General features: G+C 75.6%; 14 protein-coding genes. 4 read left to right on the top strand and 10 right to left on the bottom strand.

Annotated features, from left to right (window positions below; genetic code table 11):
- Nucleotides 1-13 precede the first annotated feature (13 nt).
- Nucleotides 14-439, top strand: a complete 426-nt coding sequence (locus tag TK50_RS01325) for a molybdenum cofactor biosynthesis protein MoaE (RefSeq protein ID WP_144420269.1) — start codon at nt 14-16, stop codon at nt 437-439.
- Here TK50_RS01325 and TK50_RS01320 read toward each other — a convergent pair.
- On the bottom strand, nt 426-1,871 hold the full coding sequence (locus TK50_RS01320) for a glycosyltransferase 87 family protein (RefSeq protein WP_043960945.1): 1,446 nt from the start codon (nt 1,869-1,871) through the stop codon (nt 426-428). The two genes, TK50_RS01325 and TK50_RS01320, sit on opposite strands and share 14 nt — an antisense overlap.
- Nucleotides 1,872-2,086: 215 nt before the next feature.
- Nucleotides 2,087-2,632: a DoxX family protein gene (locus TK50_RS01315; RefSeq protein ID WP_043960944.1), complete on the bottom strand. Its 546-nt coding sequence runs from the start codon at nt 2,630-2,632 to the stop codon at nt 2,087-2,089.
- 226 nt (nt 2,633-2,858) lie between these two features.
- On the opposite strand from TK50_RS01315, the gene TK50_RS01310 reads away from it, so the two are divergent.
- The gene (locus tag TK50_RS01310; protein WP_043960943.1) at nt 2,859-3,404 is read left to right on the top strand and encodes a GNAT family N-acetyltransferase; all 546 of its coding nucleotides are present in this window, start codon (nt 2,859-2,861) and stop codon (nt 3,402-3,404) included.
- A 15-nt stretch (nt 3,405-3,419) separates the two neighbouring features.
- Here the strand turns inward: TK50_RS01310 and TK50_RS01305 are convergent, their stop codons facing one another.
- The 3 genes from TK50_RS01305 to TK50_RS01295 form a co-directional block, all read right to left on the bottom strand.
- Nucleotides 3,420-4,655: an ATP-binding protein gene (locus tag TK50_RS01305; RefSeq protein WP_043960942.1), complete on the bottom strand. Its 1,236-nt coding sequence runs from the start codon at nt 4,653-4,655 to the stop codon at nt 3,420-3,422.
- Nucleotides 4,656-4,798: 143 nt separating this feature from the next.
- A complete protein-coding gene (locus TK50_RS35570; protein ID WP_043963626.1) occupies nt 4,799-5,230 on the bottom strand; it encodes an LppU/SCO3897 family protein in 432 nt (143 codons plus the stop codon).
- A gap of 417 nt (nt 5,231-5,647) precedes the next feature.
- Complete coding sequence (locus TK50_RS01295) at nt 5,648-6,142, bottom strand: LppU/SCO3897 family protein (protein ID WP_043960941.1); 495 nt, start codon at nt 6,140-6,142, stop codon at nt 5,648-5,650.
- 834 nt (nt 6,143-6,976) lie between these two features.
- On the opposite strand from TK50_RS01295, the gene TK50_RS01290 reads away from it, so the two are divergent.
- The gene (locus tag TK50_RS01290; RefSeq protein WP_241773894.1) at nt 6,977-7,951 is read left to right on the top strand and encodes an EamA family transporter; all 975 of its coding nucleotides are present in this window, start codon (nt 6,977-6,979) and stop codon (nt 7,949-7,951) included.
- Nucleotides 7,952-7,961: 10 nt separating this feature from the next.
- Entirely contained in the window at nt 7,962-8,636 is a 675-nt protein-coding gene (locus TK50_RS01285; protein WP_241773893.1) for a prepilin peptidase, read from the top strand.
- 16 nt (nt 8,637-8,652) lie between these two features.
- Here the strand turns inward: TK50_RS01285 and TK50_RS01280 are convergent, their stop codons facing one another.
- From TK50_RS01280 to TK50_RS01260, 5 genes are all read right to left on the bottom strand, one after another.
- Complete coding sequence (locus TK50_RS01280) at nt 8,653-11,841, bottom strand: UvrD-helicase domain-containing protein (protein WP_043960940.1); 3,189 nt, start codon at nt 11,839-11,841, stop codon at nt 8,653-8,655.
- A 103-nt stretch (nt 11,842-11,944) separates the two neighbouring features.
- Nucleotides 11,945-13,189 carry a metallophosphoesterase gene (locus TK50_RS01275; protein WP_043960939.1) on the bottom strand — a complete coding sequence of 415 codons (1,245 nt, stop codon included), beginning with the start codon at nt 13,187-13,189 and terminating at the stop codon, nt 11,945-11,947.
- Nucleotides 13,190-13,198: 9 nt separating this feature from the next.
- Nucleotides 13,199-13,462: a MoaD/ThiS family protein gene (locus tag TK50_RS01270; protein ID WP_043960938.1), complete on the bottom strand. Its 264-nt coding sequence runs from the start codon at nt 13,460-13,462 to the stop codon at nt 13,199-13,201.
- 3 nt (nt 13,463-13,465) lie between these two features.
- Complete coding sequence (moaA, locus tag TK50_RS01265) at nt 13,466-14,533, bottom strand: GTP 3',8-cyclase MoaA (RefSeq protein WP_043960936.1); 1,068 nt, start codon at nt 14,531-14,533, stop codon at nt 13,466-13,468.
- Nucleotides 14,530-15,447 (bottom strand): fructosamine kinase family protein, encoded by a 918-nt coding sequence (locus TK50_RS01260; RefSeq protein WP_043960935.1) that lies wholly within the window; start codon nt 15,445-15,447, stop codon nt 14,530-14,532. Before TK50_RS01260 ends, moaA begins: the two co-directional genes overlap by 4 nt.
- Nucleotides 15,448-15,475 lie beyond the last annotated feature (28 nt).

The following is a 15,475-nucleotide window of genomic DNA, read 5'->3' as shown; positions in this document are numbered from 1 at the left end:
GCACCCGGTGACGATCGAGGAGCCGACCGTCTTCGGCACGGTCACCACCGAGCCGCTGGACCTGGCGGCGCACGAGGCGGCGGTCGCCGACCGGCGGGCCGGGGCGGTGGTGTCGTTCCAGGGCGTGGTCCGCGACCACGACCACGGCCGCGCGGTGCTCAGCCTGGAGTACGAGGGGCACCCGAGCGCCGCCGCCGTGCTCCGGGAGGTCGCCGCCGAGGTCGCCGCCGACCCCGACGTCTACGCGGTCGCCGTGTCGCACCGCGTCGGCCCGCTCGTCATCGGCGACGCGGCCCTGGTGGCGGCGGTGAGCACCGCGCACCGGGCGGCCGCGTTCGCCGCCTGCGCCCGGCTGGTCGACGAGGTGAAGGCGCGGCTGCCGATCTGGAAGCGGCAGGTGTTCGCCGACGGCACCGAGGAGTGGGTCAACTGCCCCTGACGGCGCTCGCGGCGCGGCCGAACCGGTCGGCGTAGAAGGCCGGCTCGGCGCCCGGCCGCCACGGCAGCGCGGCGACCAGCACGATCAGCGCCACGGCCAGCGAGTTCTCCATCAGCGCGCCGAACAGGCCGTCCTGGTAGTGCGACACCTCGGGGAGCTGGTGCTCGTACGGCCAGATGGGCGAGATCAGGAACAGCAGGTAGAGCCCCACCGCCGCCACGCCGTGCCGCAGGCCGGTCAGCGTCGGATACCAGATCGGCGGGCGCAGCCCGTTGACCCCGGGCAGCCCGCCGTAGGACGACGCCTGGCCGGGCCGCTGCGCCACGCCCCGGCTCGCCTCGCGGCGGCGCAGCGCGGCGTCGGCCAGGACGATGACCGCCGGGATGACCCAGACCAGGTGGTGCGACCAGGAGATCGGGCTGACCACGTTCGCGGTGAGCCCGACCAGGGTGAACGCGGTCAGCTCGTCGCCGTCGGCGCGCGCGCTGACGGCCCGGGACAGCCCGAGCGCGAGCACCAGCACCGAGAACGACAGCCAGAGCAGCCCCGGGGTCTCGATCGAGTCGTAGAGCCGGGCCAGCAGGCCGGCGAGCGACTGGTTTGGGGTCATGTCGGCCGCGCCGACCCGCTCGGTCTGCCAGAGCACGCCGCCGAAGTAGGCCCGCGACTCGGCGCCGACCAGCGCGAAGCCGGCGAGGGTCACCCCGATCGTGGTGCCGACCGCCGTGGCCGCCGCCCGCCACTGCCGGGTGATCACGAGGTACGCGACGAAGAGCGCCGGGGTCAGCTTGACGGCGGTGGCCAGGCCGATGCCGACCCCGGCCCACGCCCCGCTGAACACGAACCGCCGCAGCGGCCCGACCGCGTCGTCGAACCGGGTGCCCCGCCGGGCCCGCCAGCGCAGCCCGATCAGGTCGGCCATGATCAGGGCGAACAGCAGCAGGTTGACCTGCCCGTAGCCGAGGGTCTCGCGCCCCGGCTCGATGGCGATCGCCATCGGCGTCGCGATGCCCACCGTGTACCACAACGGCCAGCCCAGCCGGTCGACGATCGGCCGCAGCAGACCGGCCAGGACGAGGGCCAGCGCGCCGATGCTGGCCAGCGCGTTCAGCCAACCGGCGACCTCCACGGGCACCAGCGCCATGGGCAGCATCACCAGCGCCCCGAACGGCGGGTAGGTGAAGCCGAGCGTGGTGGAGGGGGCGATGAACTCGTACAGCTCGTTGCCGTTCGCCCACCACACCACCGCGCCGTGGTAGATCTTCATGTCGAAGAAGTTGTACGGCCGCCCGAAGGCGCCGATCGCGAGCCACGCCGCGTACGCGACGGTGGCGATCACACCGGCGCGCACCGCCGTCCTGCGGTCCACCCCACGGGTCGCGCGACGGACCGGAGCGAGGCGGTCCATCCGTCGTCCGACGGTCGCCGGCACGTCGTGGCCACCCCCATACCAAGGTCGTCCTGCCCGTCCAGGTCCAGCACGGAGCCTAGAACGGCGCCTCACGTTGATGCCTCCCGCGTTATGCGACCGTGTCCGATCCCACACTGGTTTTTTACATTTCCACCGCGTTAACGCCTACCGGGCGGTTCAGGTAATTCGTGGCGTTGGTGGGGGCGGGCCAACGCCGGGAGGGGTCGCGCCGCAGGTCAGCCCGGCAGTCGACGGGCGGTGGCGGCCGATCGTACGGCGATCCGGGCCTCGCGGCGGGCCGTCCGGACGGCCCGGGCCACCGACCGTCGCGAGTGGCCGATCCGGTGACCGGCGCGCCACCGCAGGCCCGGCCTGCCCTCGGTGTCGGCGGCGGCCAGCAGCAGCCCGCCGAAGAGCCCGAGGTTCTTCAGGAAGTGGACCTGGTTCTGCATGCGCTCGGCCGGGTCGGCGCTGTTCCAGAAGGGATGGCCGGCGGCGGTCGTCGGGATCAGCGTGCCGGCGAGCAGCAGCGCGGCCGGGCGGGTGAACTTCCCGGTGGCCAGCATCAGCCCGCCGACGAGCTGGGTGGCCGCGTTGGCGCGGATCAACGTCTCGGTGTCGGTGGGGATGCGCGGGGAGACCTGCTGGAGCAGCGGGGTCACCCGGTCGGTGACCGGCTTCGCCGCCGGCACCAGCCGCCCCGGATGCTGAAGGTTGCGGGCGCCGCTGACCACGAAGATGCCGCTCAACATGACGCGGGCGAGGGAACGCACGGGTGTCATGGGTCAGTCATACCCCGTCGCGGGCACCGCTACCCCTGCAACGGCCCGATCCGATCGGTGAACGTGGACGTCGCCGCCGGGCCAGTGGCCTGCGGGTCGGCGCGGCGATCGGGACCCGTCGGGCAAGGGAACACCACGCCGATGCGGGCCCGTCCGCCACGGGAGCGCCACGCCGATCGGGGCGACCGTCGGTGGTGGACCCGGCCCGGCGGGTAACCTCGCCCGGGTGACGACTCTGCGGCTGCGGCCCGAGGGCCCGGCGGACACCGGCCCCGTCCGGCGGGTGCTGACCGCCGCGTTCGCCCGCCCGGACGTGTCGACCCCGCCCGAGGTGGGGCTGGTCGAGGACCTGCGCGGCACCGACGCCTGGATCCCCGAGCTGGCCATGGTCGCCGAGTACGGCGGCGAGGTGGTCGGCTACGCCCTGCTCACCCGGGTCCACGTCCGCGACGACGGCGGGAGCGCCCCGGCGCTGGCCCTCGGCCCGGTGGCGGTCGCCCCCCACCGGCAGCGGGTCGGGCACGGCACGGCCGTCGTGCAGGCCGCCCTGGACGCCGCCACCGAGCTCGGCGAGCGACTCGTGGTGGTGCTCGGCGACCCGGGCTACTACCGGCGGTTCGGCTTCACCCGCGCCGACCGGATGGGGCTGACCAGCCCGTGGTCCGGCCTGGGCGAGCCGTGGCAGGCGCTGGTCCTGCCCGCCAGCACCAGCGGGGACGGGCCCGTGCCCCGGGGCGAGGTGCTGTTCCCGCCGCCCTGGTCGAAGGTCTGACCACCCGGCGCGTGCTCAGGCCGGCTGGGTGCGCAGGTAACGGCCGAAGTGCGGGACGGTGAACGCGACCGTGCCGCGTTCACCGGAGTAGATCAGCCCCTTCTTGATCAGCGCGTCCCGCGCCGGGGAGAGGCTCGCCGGCTTGCGCCCGAGCGCCCGGGCGATCTCGGCGGTCGGCACGGCCGCGTCCATGTCGTCCCGGCCGCCCGCGTCCCCCTCCACCAGGGACAGGGTGGCCATGGCGCGCATGTACTCGCGCTCGGCCGGCGTGGCCCGCTCGAACCGGGAGCCGAAGAAGCCCACCGCCAGCTCGGCCTCCGCCTCGGGGGCGGCCACCCGCACGTCCGCGTCGGTGATCGGGGAACGCGGCGCGTGGTCCCAGGTGGCCTTGCCGTACGCCTGGACGAAGTACGGGTAGCCGCCCGACTTCTCGTAGAGCAGGTCGAGGGCCTTCGGCTCGTACTCGACCTCCTCGCGCTCGGCCGGCGCGCAGAGCGCCTGGTCGGCGGCGATCCGGTCGAGCCGGTCGATGCGCTGGTAGCGGAACAGCCGCTCCGAGTACGACTTGGCGGCGCTGAGCACGGCCGGCAGGTGCGGCAGGCCCGCGCCCACCACGATCAGCGGCGCGCCGAGCTGCGACAGCTCGTGGCAGGCGGCGCAGAGCGCCGAGACGTCCTCGGGGCCGAGATCCTGCATCTCGTCGATGAAGACGGCGATGCCCGTGCCGACGTCGGCGGCCACCGCCGCGGCGTCGCTGAGCAGCTCCACCAGGTCGATCTCGATGTCGCCCGAGTCGGCCCGGCCGGTCGCGGCCGGCACGTCGATGCCCGGCTGCCACCGGTCGCGCAGCTTCGGGGCCGCACCCGCCCGGCCGGTCGGCGCGGACCGCTGGGCGAACGCCTTGAGCACTCCGAGGAACGCGTCGATCCGGTCCGGGGCGCGGTGCCGGGGGGCCAGCTCCCGCACCGCCATGTGCAGCGCGGCGGCGACTGGGCGGCGCAGCGACTGGTCGGGTCGCGCCTCGATCTTGCCGGTGCCCCAGAGGCGGGTGATCGCCTGCGAGCGCAGGGTGTTGAGCAGAACGGTCTTCCCCACGCCGCGCAGGCCGGTGAGCATCAGGCTGCGTTCGGGGCGGCCCCGCGCGATGCGCTCCAGCACGACGTCGAAGACGTCCAGCTCCCGCCCCCGCCCCGCGAGCTCGGGCGGGCGCTGGCCGGCGCCCGGGGCGTACGGGTTGCGGACCGGATCCACGAATTGCACAGTATCGGGCCGTCTAGCTGCGGGGCTAGACATCCGTAGAGGACCCTACCGGCGTGTCGTCGGCCGTCGAGGCAAAACTAGGGCTGTCTAGCGTGGACGCTAGACAGCCCTAGTTTCGGGTAGCGGGCCCGCTCTCAACGGGTGCGCTTCTTCAGGCAGAGCACGTAGTCGAGGGCGTTGACCGGGTTGTCGCTGACGAAGTTGGCGGTCGCGTCCGGCGACGCCGTCTTGCACCGGTCGCCGTCCGTGGTGCCGGGGATGCGCAGCAGGACCTCGTACGTGTCCGGTCCGCACGGGACCTTCCGCAGGTCGGCGTTGGCGTCCGTGCCGTCGTTGACCACGCAGTCGCCCCTCGCGAAGTCCCGGTCGTCGTCCTCGGTCGGGCTCGGCTCGGCCGTGGTCGGTGCGGCCGTCGGAACGTCGCTCGGCTCGCCCGTCGGCACCGTCGGCGCGGTCACCGTCGGCGCGGCGGAGCCGCCGTCGTCGTCGGCCGCCTGCCAAATCCCCCACCCGGCCAGGGCGAGGCAGGGGCAGAGCAGCAGCACGACCACCAGGGCGATGATCAGGGCGATCCGGCCGCCCCGGCGCGGCGCGGGCGGGGCGACGGGCGGTGGCCCGTACCCCGGAGGCGGCGGCGGGCCCCACGGCCCGGCCGGCCCCGGCTGGTTGACCGGCGGGAAGGGGCCAGGGGGCGGGTACCCACCCGGCTGGCCGCCGGGCGGGAACGGGCCGGGCGGCGGATACCCCGACTGTTCCGGCGGGTAGCCCGGCTGGCCCGGCGGGTACCCCGGCTGGTCACCGGCGGGTGCCGGGCCCCACTGCGGCAGGGTCGGGTCGACCGGAGGGCCGGCGGGCGGCCTGGCGTACGGGTCGTCGGGTGCGCCGGAGCCGGGCGGTCCGAACGATGACATCTCTCCCCCAGGGGTGTGGCGGACGGAGGGCGCGGCACCGGATGAGCGGCGTCAGCGCGGCTTCGGCGCGGATCAGCGGAGCTTCAGGCAGAGCACGAAGTCCAGGGTGTCCAGCTGGCTGTCGAAGAAGTACCAGTTGGTGTAGCCGGTGACCTTGGCGCACTTCGCCTCGGCGTCCTTCTCCCCGCTGGTCTGCCCGTCGAACCGGCGCAGCACCTCGTACGTCTTCGGGCCGCACGGGCTGATCAGCAGCTTGGGCTTGCCGCCCGCCGGCCCCTCGTTGCGGACGCACTGACCCACCTTCACGAACCGGGGATCCGCCGACGACTCGGGCGCCGGGGCGGTGGGCGCGGTCGTCGGCGCCGCCGGGGTGTCCTCCACCGTCGGAGCGGCGCTGGGCGCGGCGGGCCCCGCCGCGGGCGGCGGATCGTCCTGCCGCAGCAGATACCACACGGCCGCGCCGCCGACGAGCGCGAGCACGACCAGGGTGGCCAGCACCGCGGTCAGCGGACCGCGTCCGCGCTTGCGGTCAGCCGGCGGCCCCGCCTCCCCGGGGTACGGCGGCACGGGCCGCCCGGGATACGAAGGCGCACCCCCGGCGGGGTAGGGCGGCGCAGGCTCCCCCGGGTACGGCGGCGCACCGCCCGTCCTCGGGTACGGCGCGGGAGCCTGCCGGTCGTCGGCGTACCGGTCCCCGGGGTGCGCCGGGCCGACCCCCGCCGGCCGGTAGACGTCGGGGTGCCCCGGGTCGCGGGGACCCGGCCCGCCCCACGGGCCGGGCTGCGGTTCCCGGGCACCGGCCGCGAACCGGCCGGGGTCACCCGGCCACGGTGCCCGGTCGGCCGGGTGGGGTCCGGGCTGCGGGGGACCGTACCGCCCGGCGGGACCCGGCTCGGGCGGCTGCCCGGCGTACGTCGGGTAGGGACCCGGCTCGGGCCGGTAGCCCGGATACTGGCCCGGCTCGGGTGGACGGCCGGGGTGCGGACCCGGCTCGGGCCGATGGCCGGATCGCGGACTCGGCTCAGGCGGATAGCCGGGGTGCGGGCCAGGCTCGGGCCGGTGGCCGCCCTGCGGATAGGGGGCCGGCCCGGGACGGTAGCCGCTCTGCGCCGGGTACCCCGGCTCCGGCGCGCCCGGGCGGCGGGGTGGAGCCGCCGGATCCGGATCCCCCCAGGCGTCGTCCGCCCACGGCTCGGCCGGCGTGCCGTACCCGTCGTCGGGCCGACGCCCGGGCCGCGCCCCGGCGGGACCCTCACCCGGTGGTCCGTAGTTCGACATGCACACCCTCCTACCCCGAGCGGTGAGGCCGGCCACCAACCAGGGACGCCGACGCCGTGGTCACCGTAGCGTGGCGAACCGATGACATCACCACCCCGGCGGGTTACGCCACCCCTACCGAACGTGCCGGAGCCGACCGGCGCAGCCGCCGCGCCGGCGGCCCGACCGGCGCTGATCTGGGCGGCGCTGGCCGTCGTCTACGTCCTCTGGGGCTCCACCTACCTGGCCATCCGGGTCGCGGTGGAGTCGCTGCCGGCCCTCACGTCGGCCGGCCTCCGGTTCGGCGCGGCCGCCGCCGTGCTCGCCCTCTTCCTCCGGGTACGCCGCGGCGCCGGCGCCCTGCGCGTCGACCGGCGGCAGCTCGGCTCCGCCGCACTCGTCGGCGTGCTCCTGCTGGCCGGCGGCAACGGCCTCGTGGTGCTCGCCGAGTCGGGGCCGCCCGGGACGGCGGTGCCCTCCGGCATCGCGGCGCTGCTCGTCGCCACGGTTCCGCTGCTGGTCGTCCTGCTCCGTACGCTCGGCGGCGACCGGCCCCGGGTGTGGACCTTCGCCGGGGTGACGCTGGGCTTCCTCGGCCTGGTCCTGCTCGTGCTGCCGACCGGCGGGTCGGGCGCGGCACCGCTGGCCGGCGCGCTGACCGTGGTCGCGGCGGCCACCTGCTGGTCGGTCGGGTCCTTCCTGGCCGGGCGGCTGCGGATGCCCACGGATCCGTTCGTCGCCACCGTCTACGAGATGGTCGCCGGCGCGCTGGCGCTGACCGTGCTCGCCGCCGCCCGGGGCGAACTGCGGGACCTCGACCTCGGGCAGGTCACCGGACGGTCCTGGCTGGCCCTCGCGTACCTGATGGTCGCAGGCTCGCTGGTCGCCTTCACCGCGTACGTCTGGCTGCTGCACCACGCGCCGATCTCGCTGGTGTCCACCTACGCGTACGTGAACCCGGTCGTCGCGGTCGCGCTCGGCGCGCTGCTGGTCGCGGAGCCGATCACCGCCCAGGTGCTGCTCGGCGGCGCGGTGATCGTCGCCGGGGTCGCGCTGGTGGTCAGCACGGAACGCCCCGGACGGCGCACCGGGACGGCGACCCGACCCGCCCGGCGGTAGCGTCCGGCCGGTGCCCACCACCGGCGTGCTCGTTCTCGCCCTGACCAGCCGGCCGACCGTCGGAGTCCTCGTTCTCGCCCTGACCGGAGCGGTCACCGGGGCGTTCGTGCCGTGGCTGGCGGGGCGCTTCACCGGCGTACCCCGGCTTGCCCCGACCCGGGGGAGGGCGGTGGCCTGGGTGGCGGTGGCCGCCGTGGTGTTCGGCGGGCTCGGCGTCGCGCCTGGCGTCGGCCCGGCGCTGCCGGCGTTCCTCGCGGTGGCGGCGGTCGGTCTGGTGCTCGCGGCGGTCGACCTGGCCTGCCTGCGGTTGCCGGACCCGCTGGTCGGCCTGGCGGCGCTCGGCGCGGTGGCCGGGCTGGTCGCGGCGGCGGCGGTCGACGGCCGGCCCGGCCGGCTGCTCGCGTCGCTGGCCGGGGCGGGGCTGTCGTTCCTTGGGTACGCGCTGCTCGCCCTCCTGCCCGGCTCGCGGCTCGGCTTCGGCGACGTGAAGCTGGCCGCCGTGCTGGGGCTGCCGCTCGGCTGGCTGGGCTGGCCGGCGCTGCTGACCGGGCTGGTCCTGCCGCACGTGCTGCACGGGCTGGCCGTGCTCGGCCTGCTGGCCGCTCGCCGGGCCCGCCGGGAGACCCTGCTGCCGCTCGGGCCGGCCCTGCTCGCCGGCGCCTGGCTGGCGACCCTCACCGCCTGAGCCGCCCCGCCTTCTCTTACAGCAGGCGGAGCTGGCGGTCCTTCGGGCGGCGGGGTTCCGCCTCGCCCAGGCGCTCGAACAGCCCCGGGTCGATCACGTCGAGGAACGGCGTCGGCCGGCAGTCCCGCTCCGCCCCGTGCCGGGCGCGCCGGGCCGCGTGGCTGACGTAGAGCCGGTCCTGGGCGCGGGTGAGGCCGACGAAGAACAGCCGCCGCTCCTCGGCGATCGCGTCCTCGTCGGGCGTCGAGCCGGGCCAGCGCAGCGGGAGCAGCCCGTCCTCGCAGCCGACGAGGAACACGACGGGGAACTCCAGCCCCTTCGCGGCGTGCAGGGTGAGCAGGGTGACCGCCTCGGCGCGCGGGTCGAGGGCGTCGACCTCCGCGCCGGTGGCGAGCTGGGACAGGAACAGCTCCAGGTCGTCGCCGCAGCGGCGGGCCAGCGGGGTGAGCAGGTCGACGGCGGCGCGGACCTCCTCGGGGCGTACCACGCCGGAGCCGTCGAGGGTGGGCGTGGCGAACCGGTCGGCGACGACCTGCGCGGCGAGCCGCACCCGGGCGGGCAGGCCGCCGGAGCCGTCGGCGTGCCGCAGCTCCCGGGCGATCGCGGCCACCCCGGGCCGGTCGCGCAGCCGGTCGTGCGAGCGCTTCTGCACGGGCACGTTGGCGCGGGCCAGGGCGTCCACGATGGGGGCGGCCTGCGCGTCGGTGCGGTACAGCACGGCGATGTCGGAGAAGGACAGCGAGGTGGACCGGCCGTCGATGCGCCCCGAGTCCAGCGACCGGTGGGACAGGCCACCGACGAGGTCGTCGACGGTGCGTACGACGAAGTCGGCCTCGTCGGCGACGGACGCGGCGGCGTACCGGCCGACCAGCGGGGCCTCGGGGTCGAGCCGCGCCGGGTCGAGCCGGCGGCCCCGGACCAGCGACGACGGCGCGATGGCCTGGACGGCGGCGGCGAGGATCGGCGCCGACGAGCGGTAGTTGCGGTTGAGCCGCACCAGCCGGGCGTCGGTGAAGTCCTGCGAGAAGCGCAGGAAGTAGCCGACGTCCGCGCCCCGGAACGAGTAGATCGCCTGGTCGGGGTCGCCGATCGCGCACAGGTTGCCGTCGGCGGGGCTGAGCAGCCGCAGCAGCTCGTACTGGACGGCGTCGACGTCCTGGTACTCGTCCACGAAGATCCACTGCCAGCGGTCCCGGTAGCGCTGCACCAGCTTCCGGTCCGCGCGCAGCAGCTCCACCGGCAGCGTGAGCAGGTCGTCGAGGTCGACCAGGTCCCGCTTGCGCAGCAGCGCGGTGTACGCCGCCTGGTCCTCCCCCGCCTCAGCCTTGGCCGCCGCCCGCTCGGCGTCGTCGGCGATGCGGAAGTCGGCCGGCAGCCCGGCCGTGCCCGCGTTCTCCCGCAGGATGGTCAGGCCCAGCGAGTGGAACGTGCCGACGGTGATGTCCTCGGCGACGGGCCCGAGCAGCCCGTCGAGGCGGTGCCGCAGCTCCTCGGCGGCCCGCCGGGTGAAGGTGATCGCGAGGCAGCGCTCCGGGAACACGTTCAGCTCGGCGCACAGGTAGGCGATCCGGTGCGTCAGCGTGCGGGTCTTGCCGGTGCCCGGGCCGGCGACGATCAGCAGCGGGCCGCCCGGCGCGGACGCGGCCACCCGCTGCATCGCGTCCAGCCGGTCCAGCAGCCCCGTGCCGACCTCCTCCATCCCGGCGAGCATCGGCTCGAACGGCTCGTGCGGGGAGGGCTGCGGCGGGATCGGCGGCGGCGGGGCCGGCGGGGTGGGCTTCCGCTTCGGCTCGGCCTTCGCGGCGGCCGGGCGCTTCGCCTTCGCCGCCGGCTCCGCGGCCGGTCGCTGCGCCGGCACGGGTACGTCGAACAGCGTCTCCGCCTGCGCCCCCGTCCCCTTCCCGCCCAGCTCCGCCGGGTCGAAGAGGGTGATCACCCCGTACTCGCCGTCGTAGCCGGGCACCCGGCGCACGTCGCCCCGGCGCAGGCGGCCGATGCCCTCGGCGAGCAGTTCCCCGCCGACCCGGCCGATCTCGTCGAGCGGGGCGCGGGTCAGGATCTCCAGCTCCGGGCCGAGCGCGGCCACGAGGTCGTTGAGCTTCCCCTCGACCTTCTTGGACTTCGGGCCCACGTGGTTCAGCTCGCCGAGGATCTCCGCCAGCGGCACCAGGTGGGTGACGTCCCGGGCGTGGGCCGGCCGGTGCCCCTCGGGCCGGTCGGCCAGCTCCTCGACGCGGCTGAGCACCCCGACGGTGAGCGGCTTGCCGCACTCGGGGCAGCGACCGCCGGCCGCCCGGGTCCGCTCCGGCGACCAGTTGACGCCGCAGAGCCGGTGCCCGTCGGCGTGGTACTTGCCCTCTTCGGGGAAGAACTCGATGGTGCCGGCGAGCCCGTCGCCGGTGCGCAGCGCCTCGCGGATCGCGAAGTAGTCGCGGCCCGTGGCGAAGACCGTCGCCTCGCGGGCCAGGGCGGGCGGCGAGTGGGCGTCCGAGTTGGACACGAGCTGGTAGCGGTCGAGGCTGCCGACCCGCCAGTTCATCTCCGGGTCCGACGACAGTCCGGTCTCCACCGCGAAGATGTGCCCGGCCAGGTCGGCGTAGCAGTCGGCGATCGCGTCGAAGCCGGACTTCGAGCCCAGCGCCGAGAACCACGGCGTCCAGATGTGCGCCGGCACGAGGTAGCCGTCCGGGCTGGCCTCCAGGGTGATCTCCAGCAGGTCCCGGGAGTCGAGGCCGAGGATGGGCCGCCCGTCGGAGGCGATGTTGCCGATCCGGCCGAGGGTGGTGTTGAACCGCTCCACCGCGTCGAGGTCGGGCAGGTAGACCAGGTGGTGCACCTTGCGGGTGCGGTCGTCCCGCTTGTAGATCGTGGAGATCTCCACGCTGAGCATGAACCGGACCGGGTCCGCCTCCGCCTCGCTGGCCAGCCGGGGCGGCAGCCGGCGGGCGACGTCCCGCTCCGTCTCGGGGGAGAGGCGGTATAGGCCCGGCTCGGCCGGGTGCAGCGTCTGGCGCAGGTGGTCGTACCAGGCGGGGTGGGTGAAGTCGCCGGTGCCGAGCACCCCGATGCCCTTGCGCCGGGCCCACCAGGCGAGGTTCGGCGTGGTCAGGTCGCGGCTGCACGCGCGCGAGTACTTCGAGTGGATGTGCAGGTCCGCGACGAACGGCGAGGGGCCGGCCGGGGGTACGGCGCTGAACGGGAGCACGCCGCATCCTGTCACGCCCGCCCCGACGCCCGCCCGCCGCCACGCGTACGCGTGACCTGAGCAATCCTTGTCTGGACACCGGGGCGAGGGCGCGCTACGCCGATCAGGGGGTGCGCAGCTCCACAAGGGTGATCTGCGGGTTCGCCCCCACCCGCACCGGCGGCCCCCAGAAGCCGGCGCCGTTGGTGACGTACACCTTCGTGCCGTCGACCTCGCCGAGGCCGGACACGACCGGCTGCTGGAGCCGGACGGCCAGGTTGAACGGCACCATCTGGCCGCCGTGGGTGTGCCCGGACAGTTGCAGGTCCACGCCGAACTTCGCGGCCTCGACGGCCGCCACCGGCTGGTGGGCCAGCAGCACCACCGGGCGGCTCGGGTCCCGGCCGCCGAGCGCGGCGGCGAAGTCGGCGGGGGCGGCCAGCCCGGTCCCGGCGGCGGTGACGTCGTTCACCCCGGCGAGGTCGAGCACCCCGGCCGGGGTGCGGATCTCCTGGCGGACGTTCTGGAGCACCCGCAGGCCGATCCGGTCCACCTCCCGCACCCACTCCTCCACGCCGGAGTAGTACTCGTGGTTGCCGGTGACGAAGAAGCTGCCGTAGCGGGAGCGCAGGTTGCCCAGCGGGGCCGCCGCCTCGCCCAGCTCGGCGACCGACCCGTCGACCAGGTCACCCACGACCGCGACGAGGTCGGCGTCCAGCCGGTTGATCATCGCGACGATGCGCTCGGTGTGCGCCCGGCCGCGCAGCGGGCCGAGGTGGATGTCGGAGACGGTGGCGATGCGCAGGCCGTCCATGCCGCGCGGGAGCTTCGCCAGCGGGATCTGCACCCGGTCCAGTCGGGGCGGGCCGAGGGCGTTGCGTACCCCGTACCCGACGGTGCCCGCGGCCGTGAGGCCCGCGAAGATCGCCGCCCCACGGGCCAGCAGCAGCCGGCGGGACGGGTCGTGGTCGGGCTGGTCGACGGCCTCGGCGGCCGGCGGGTCGGCGGCACCGGACGCCCCGACGAGCACCGGCTCGGGCGCGGCGGCGGCCGGCTCGGCCGCGACCGCCCGGCGGCGCAGCATCCGCCGGGCGACCAGCATCGGCACCTCCAGCACGGCCAGCGCGACCAGCAGGTAGAACATCAGGGCCAGCCACACGTACCCGGGCCAGGCCAGCCAGTACAGGCCGTTCTGGGTGCCGGCCATCGTGGCGGGCACGAGCAGCGTGAGCAGCGCCGCCGCGATCACGCCGGCCCGGCGCAGCCGCCGGGACGTGGTGGTGTCCGCGACCAGGCGCTTCCACAGGTAGAGGTGGATGAGGCCGATCACGACCAGCACGAAGCCCACCAGAGCCACAACCGCCAACACCGAGCCTCCTCAGCCGCCCGCGAACGGCGGCAGCACGTCGATCGTCGCCCCTGCCGGCAGCGGTGTCCGGCGATCGTGACAGGTCACGCCGTCGACCAGGAAACTCGCCACCCTCAGCACGGCGGCGAGGCGCTCGCCGTGCCGTCGTGTCAGTTCGTCCGTGAGTTCGTCCAGGCTGCGGCCGGCGGATGCGGTCTCCTCGGCCGTGCCGGCGGCGGCCCGCGCACCGGCGAAGAAACGGATGGTGAGCTGGTCGGGCACGTCGTGGCGCACCGGTCACCCGCCGATCGCGGACATCGGCCGGGCCGGCTGGAGGAACGTCGGGTCGTCGATGCCGTGCCCGGCCCGCTTGCCCCACATCGCCGCCCGCCACCGCCGGGCCAGCTCGTCGTCGTCCGCCCCGGCCCGCAGCGCGCCGCGCAGGTCGGACTCCTCCGTGGCGAAGAGGCACGCCCGGACCTGCCCGTCGGCGGTGAGCCGGGTGCGGTCGCAGTCGCCGCAGAACGGGCGGGTGACGCTGCCGATCACCCCGACCCGGGCGGGACCGCCGTCGACCAGCCAGGTCTCGGCGGGGGCCGCGCCCCGCTCGGCCGGGTCGGGGGTCAGATCGAAGCCGGTGCGGCGGGTAGCTCCGGTGCCTGCGTCGCCTCGGGTGCGCGCGTCGCCTCCGGTGCGGAGGGTGGCGAGGATCTCGTCGGCGGTGACCATGGCGGCCCGGTCCCAGCCGTGCTGGGCGTCCAGCGGCATCTGCTCGATGAACCGCAGCTCGTAGCCGTGGGCCAGGGCGAAGCGGAGCAGCGCGGGGGCCTCGTCGTCGTTGACGCCCCGCATCAGCACGCTGTTGATCTTGACTGGGGTGAGCCCGGCGGCGGCGGCCCCGGCCAGCCCGGCGAGGACGTCCGCGAGCCGGTCGCGCCGGGTCAGCCGGGCGAACCGAGCGGCGTCGAGGGTGTCCAGCGACACGTTCACCCGGTCCAGGCCGGCGGCCCGCAGCGCCGGGGCCAGCCGGTCGAGACCGAGCCCGTTCGTGGTCAGCGAGATCCGGGGCCGGGGCTCCAGCGCGGCCACCGCCGCGACGATGCCGACCACCCCGGGACGGATCAGCGGCTCCCCGCCGGTGAACCGCACCTCGGTCACCCCGAGCCGCTTTACCGCCACCCGCACCAGCCGGACGATCTCGTCGTCGCTCAGCAGCTGCGGCCCCGCCAGCCAGGGCAACCCCTCGGCGGGCATGCAGTAGGTGCAGCGCAGATTGCACTTGTCGGTCAGCGAGACGCGCAGGTCCCGGGCGACGCGGCCGTACCGGTCGACGAGGACGCCGTCGGTCCCTCGCGCGGCGGTCACCGTTCGACGGTAGCGCGCCCCGCTCCGCGCAGGGTGTCCCGGGCGGCCGCACCGACCGCATCGCGGTACGCCGCGCCGAACAGGGCGGTGTGCACCAGCAGCAGGTGCAACTGGTGCAGCGGCACCCGCTCGCGCCACCCGTCGGCCAGCGGCCACGCCTCCCGGTAGGCCGCCATGATCCGCTCGTGGTGCGGCGGGCCGCCGAAGAGCGCCAACTGGGCGAGGTCGGTCTCCCGGTGTCCGCCGTGCGCGGCCGGGTCGACCAGCCACGCCCGCTCGTCGGCCCCCCAGAGCACGTTGCCCGGCCACAGGTCGCCATGCACCCGGGCCGGCGGTTCGTCGCCGCCGAACTCGCCGACCCGCTCGACGACCTGCTCGACCAGGGCGGTCTCGGCGGCGGTGAGCGCGCCGGAATCGACCGACATCCGCAGGTACGGCAGCAGCCGCCGACGGGCGAACCACGCCGGCCAGGGGCCGTCGTCAGGCGTGTTGTCCTGGGGGAGCGCGCCGACGAAGCCGGCCCACTCCGCGCCGAACGCGGGGGCCCCGGCGCGGTGCAGCGCGGCCAACTCCCGGCCGAACCGCTCGGCCGCCTCCGGCGTCGGCTCGCCGGGCTCCACCCAGTCGAGCGCCAGCAGCTCCGGCAGCGCCACCACCACGTCCGGTACGGCCACCGCGCCGGCCTCCCGCAGCCAGCGCAGCCCCGCCGCCTCGGCCGCGAAGAAGCCCTCCGGCACCGGCCGCCCCGCCCGCTCCGCGGGCCACGTCTTCGCGAAGACCGAGTGCCCGTCGTCCAGGGTCAACCGGGAGGCCGCGCAGACGTCCCCGCCGGCCACCGGGGTCTCCCGGATCCGCTGGTGGGTGAGGAACGTCGGGAGGTGCTCCGGATGCGCCCGCAGGTACGCCAGGTCCATGTGCGCAAGGTAGCCGCTGCGCCGCCCC

Source organism: Micromonospora haikouensis, from assembly GCF_000876225.1.
GTDB lineage: Bacteria > Actinomycetota > Actinomycetes > Mycobacteriales > Micromonosporaceae > Micromonospora > Micromonospora haikouensis.
This window is presented reverse-complemented; position numbering and strand designations above follow the sequence as displayed.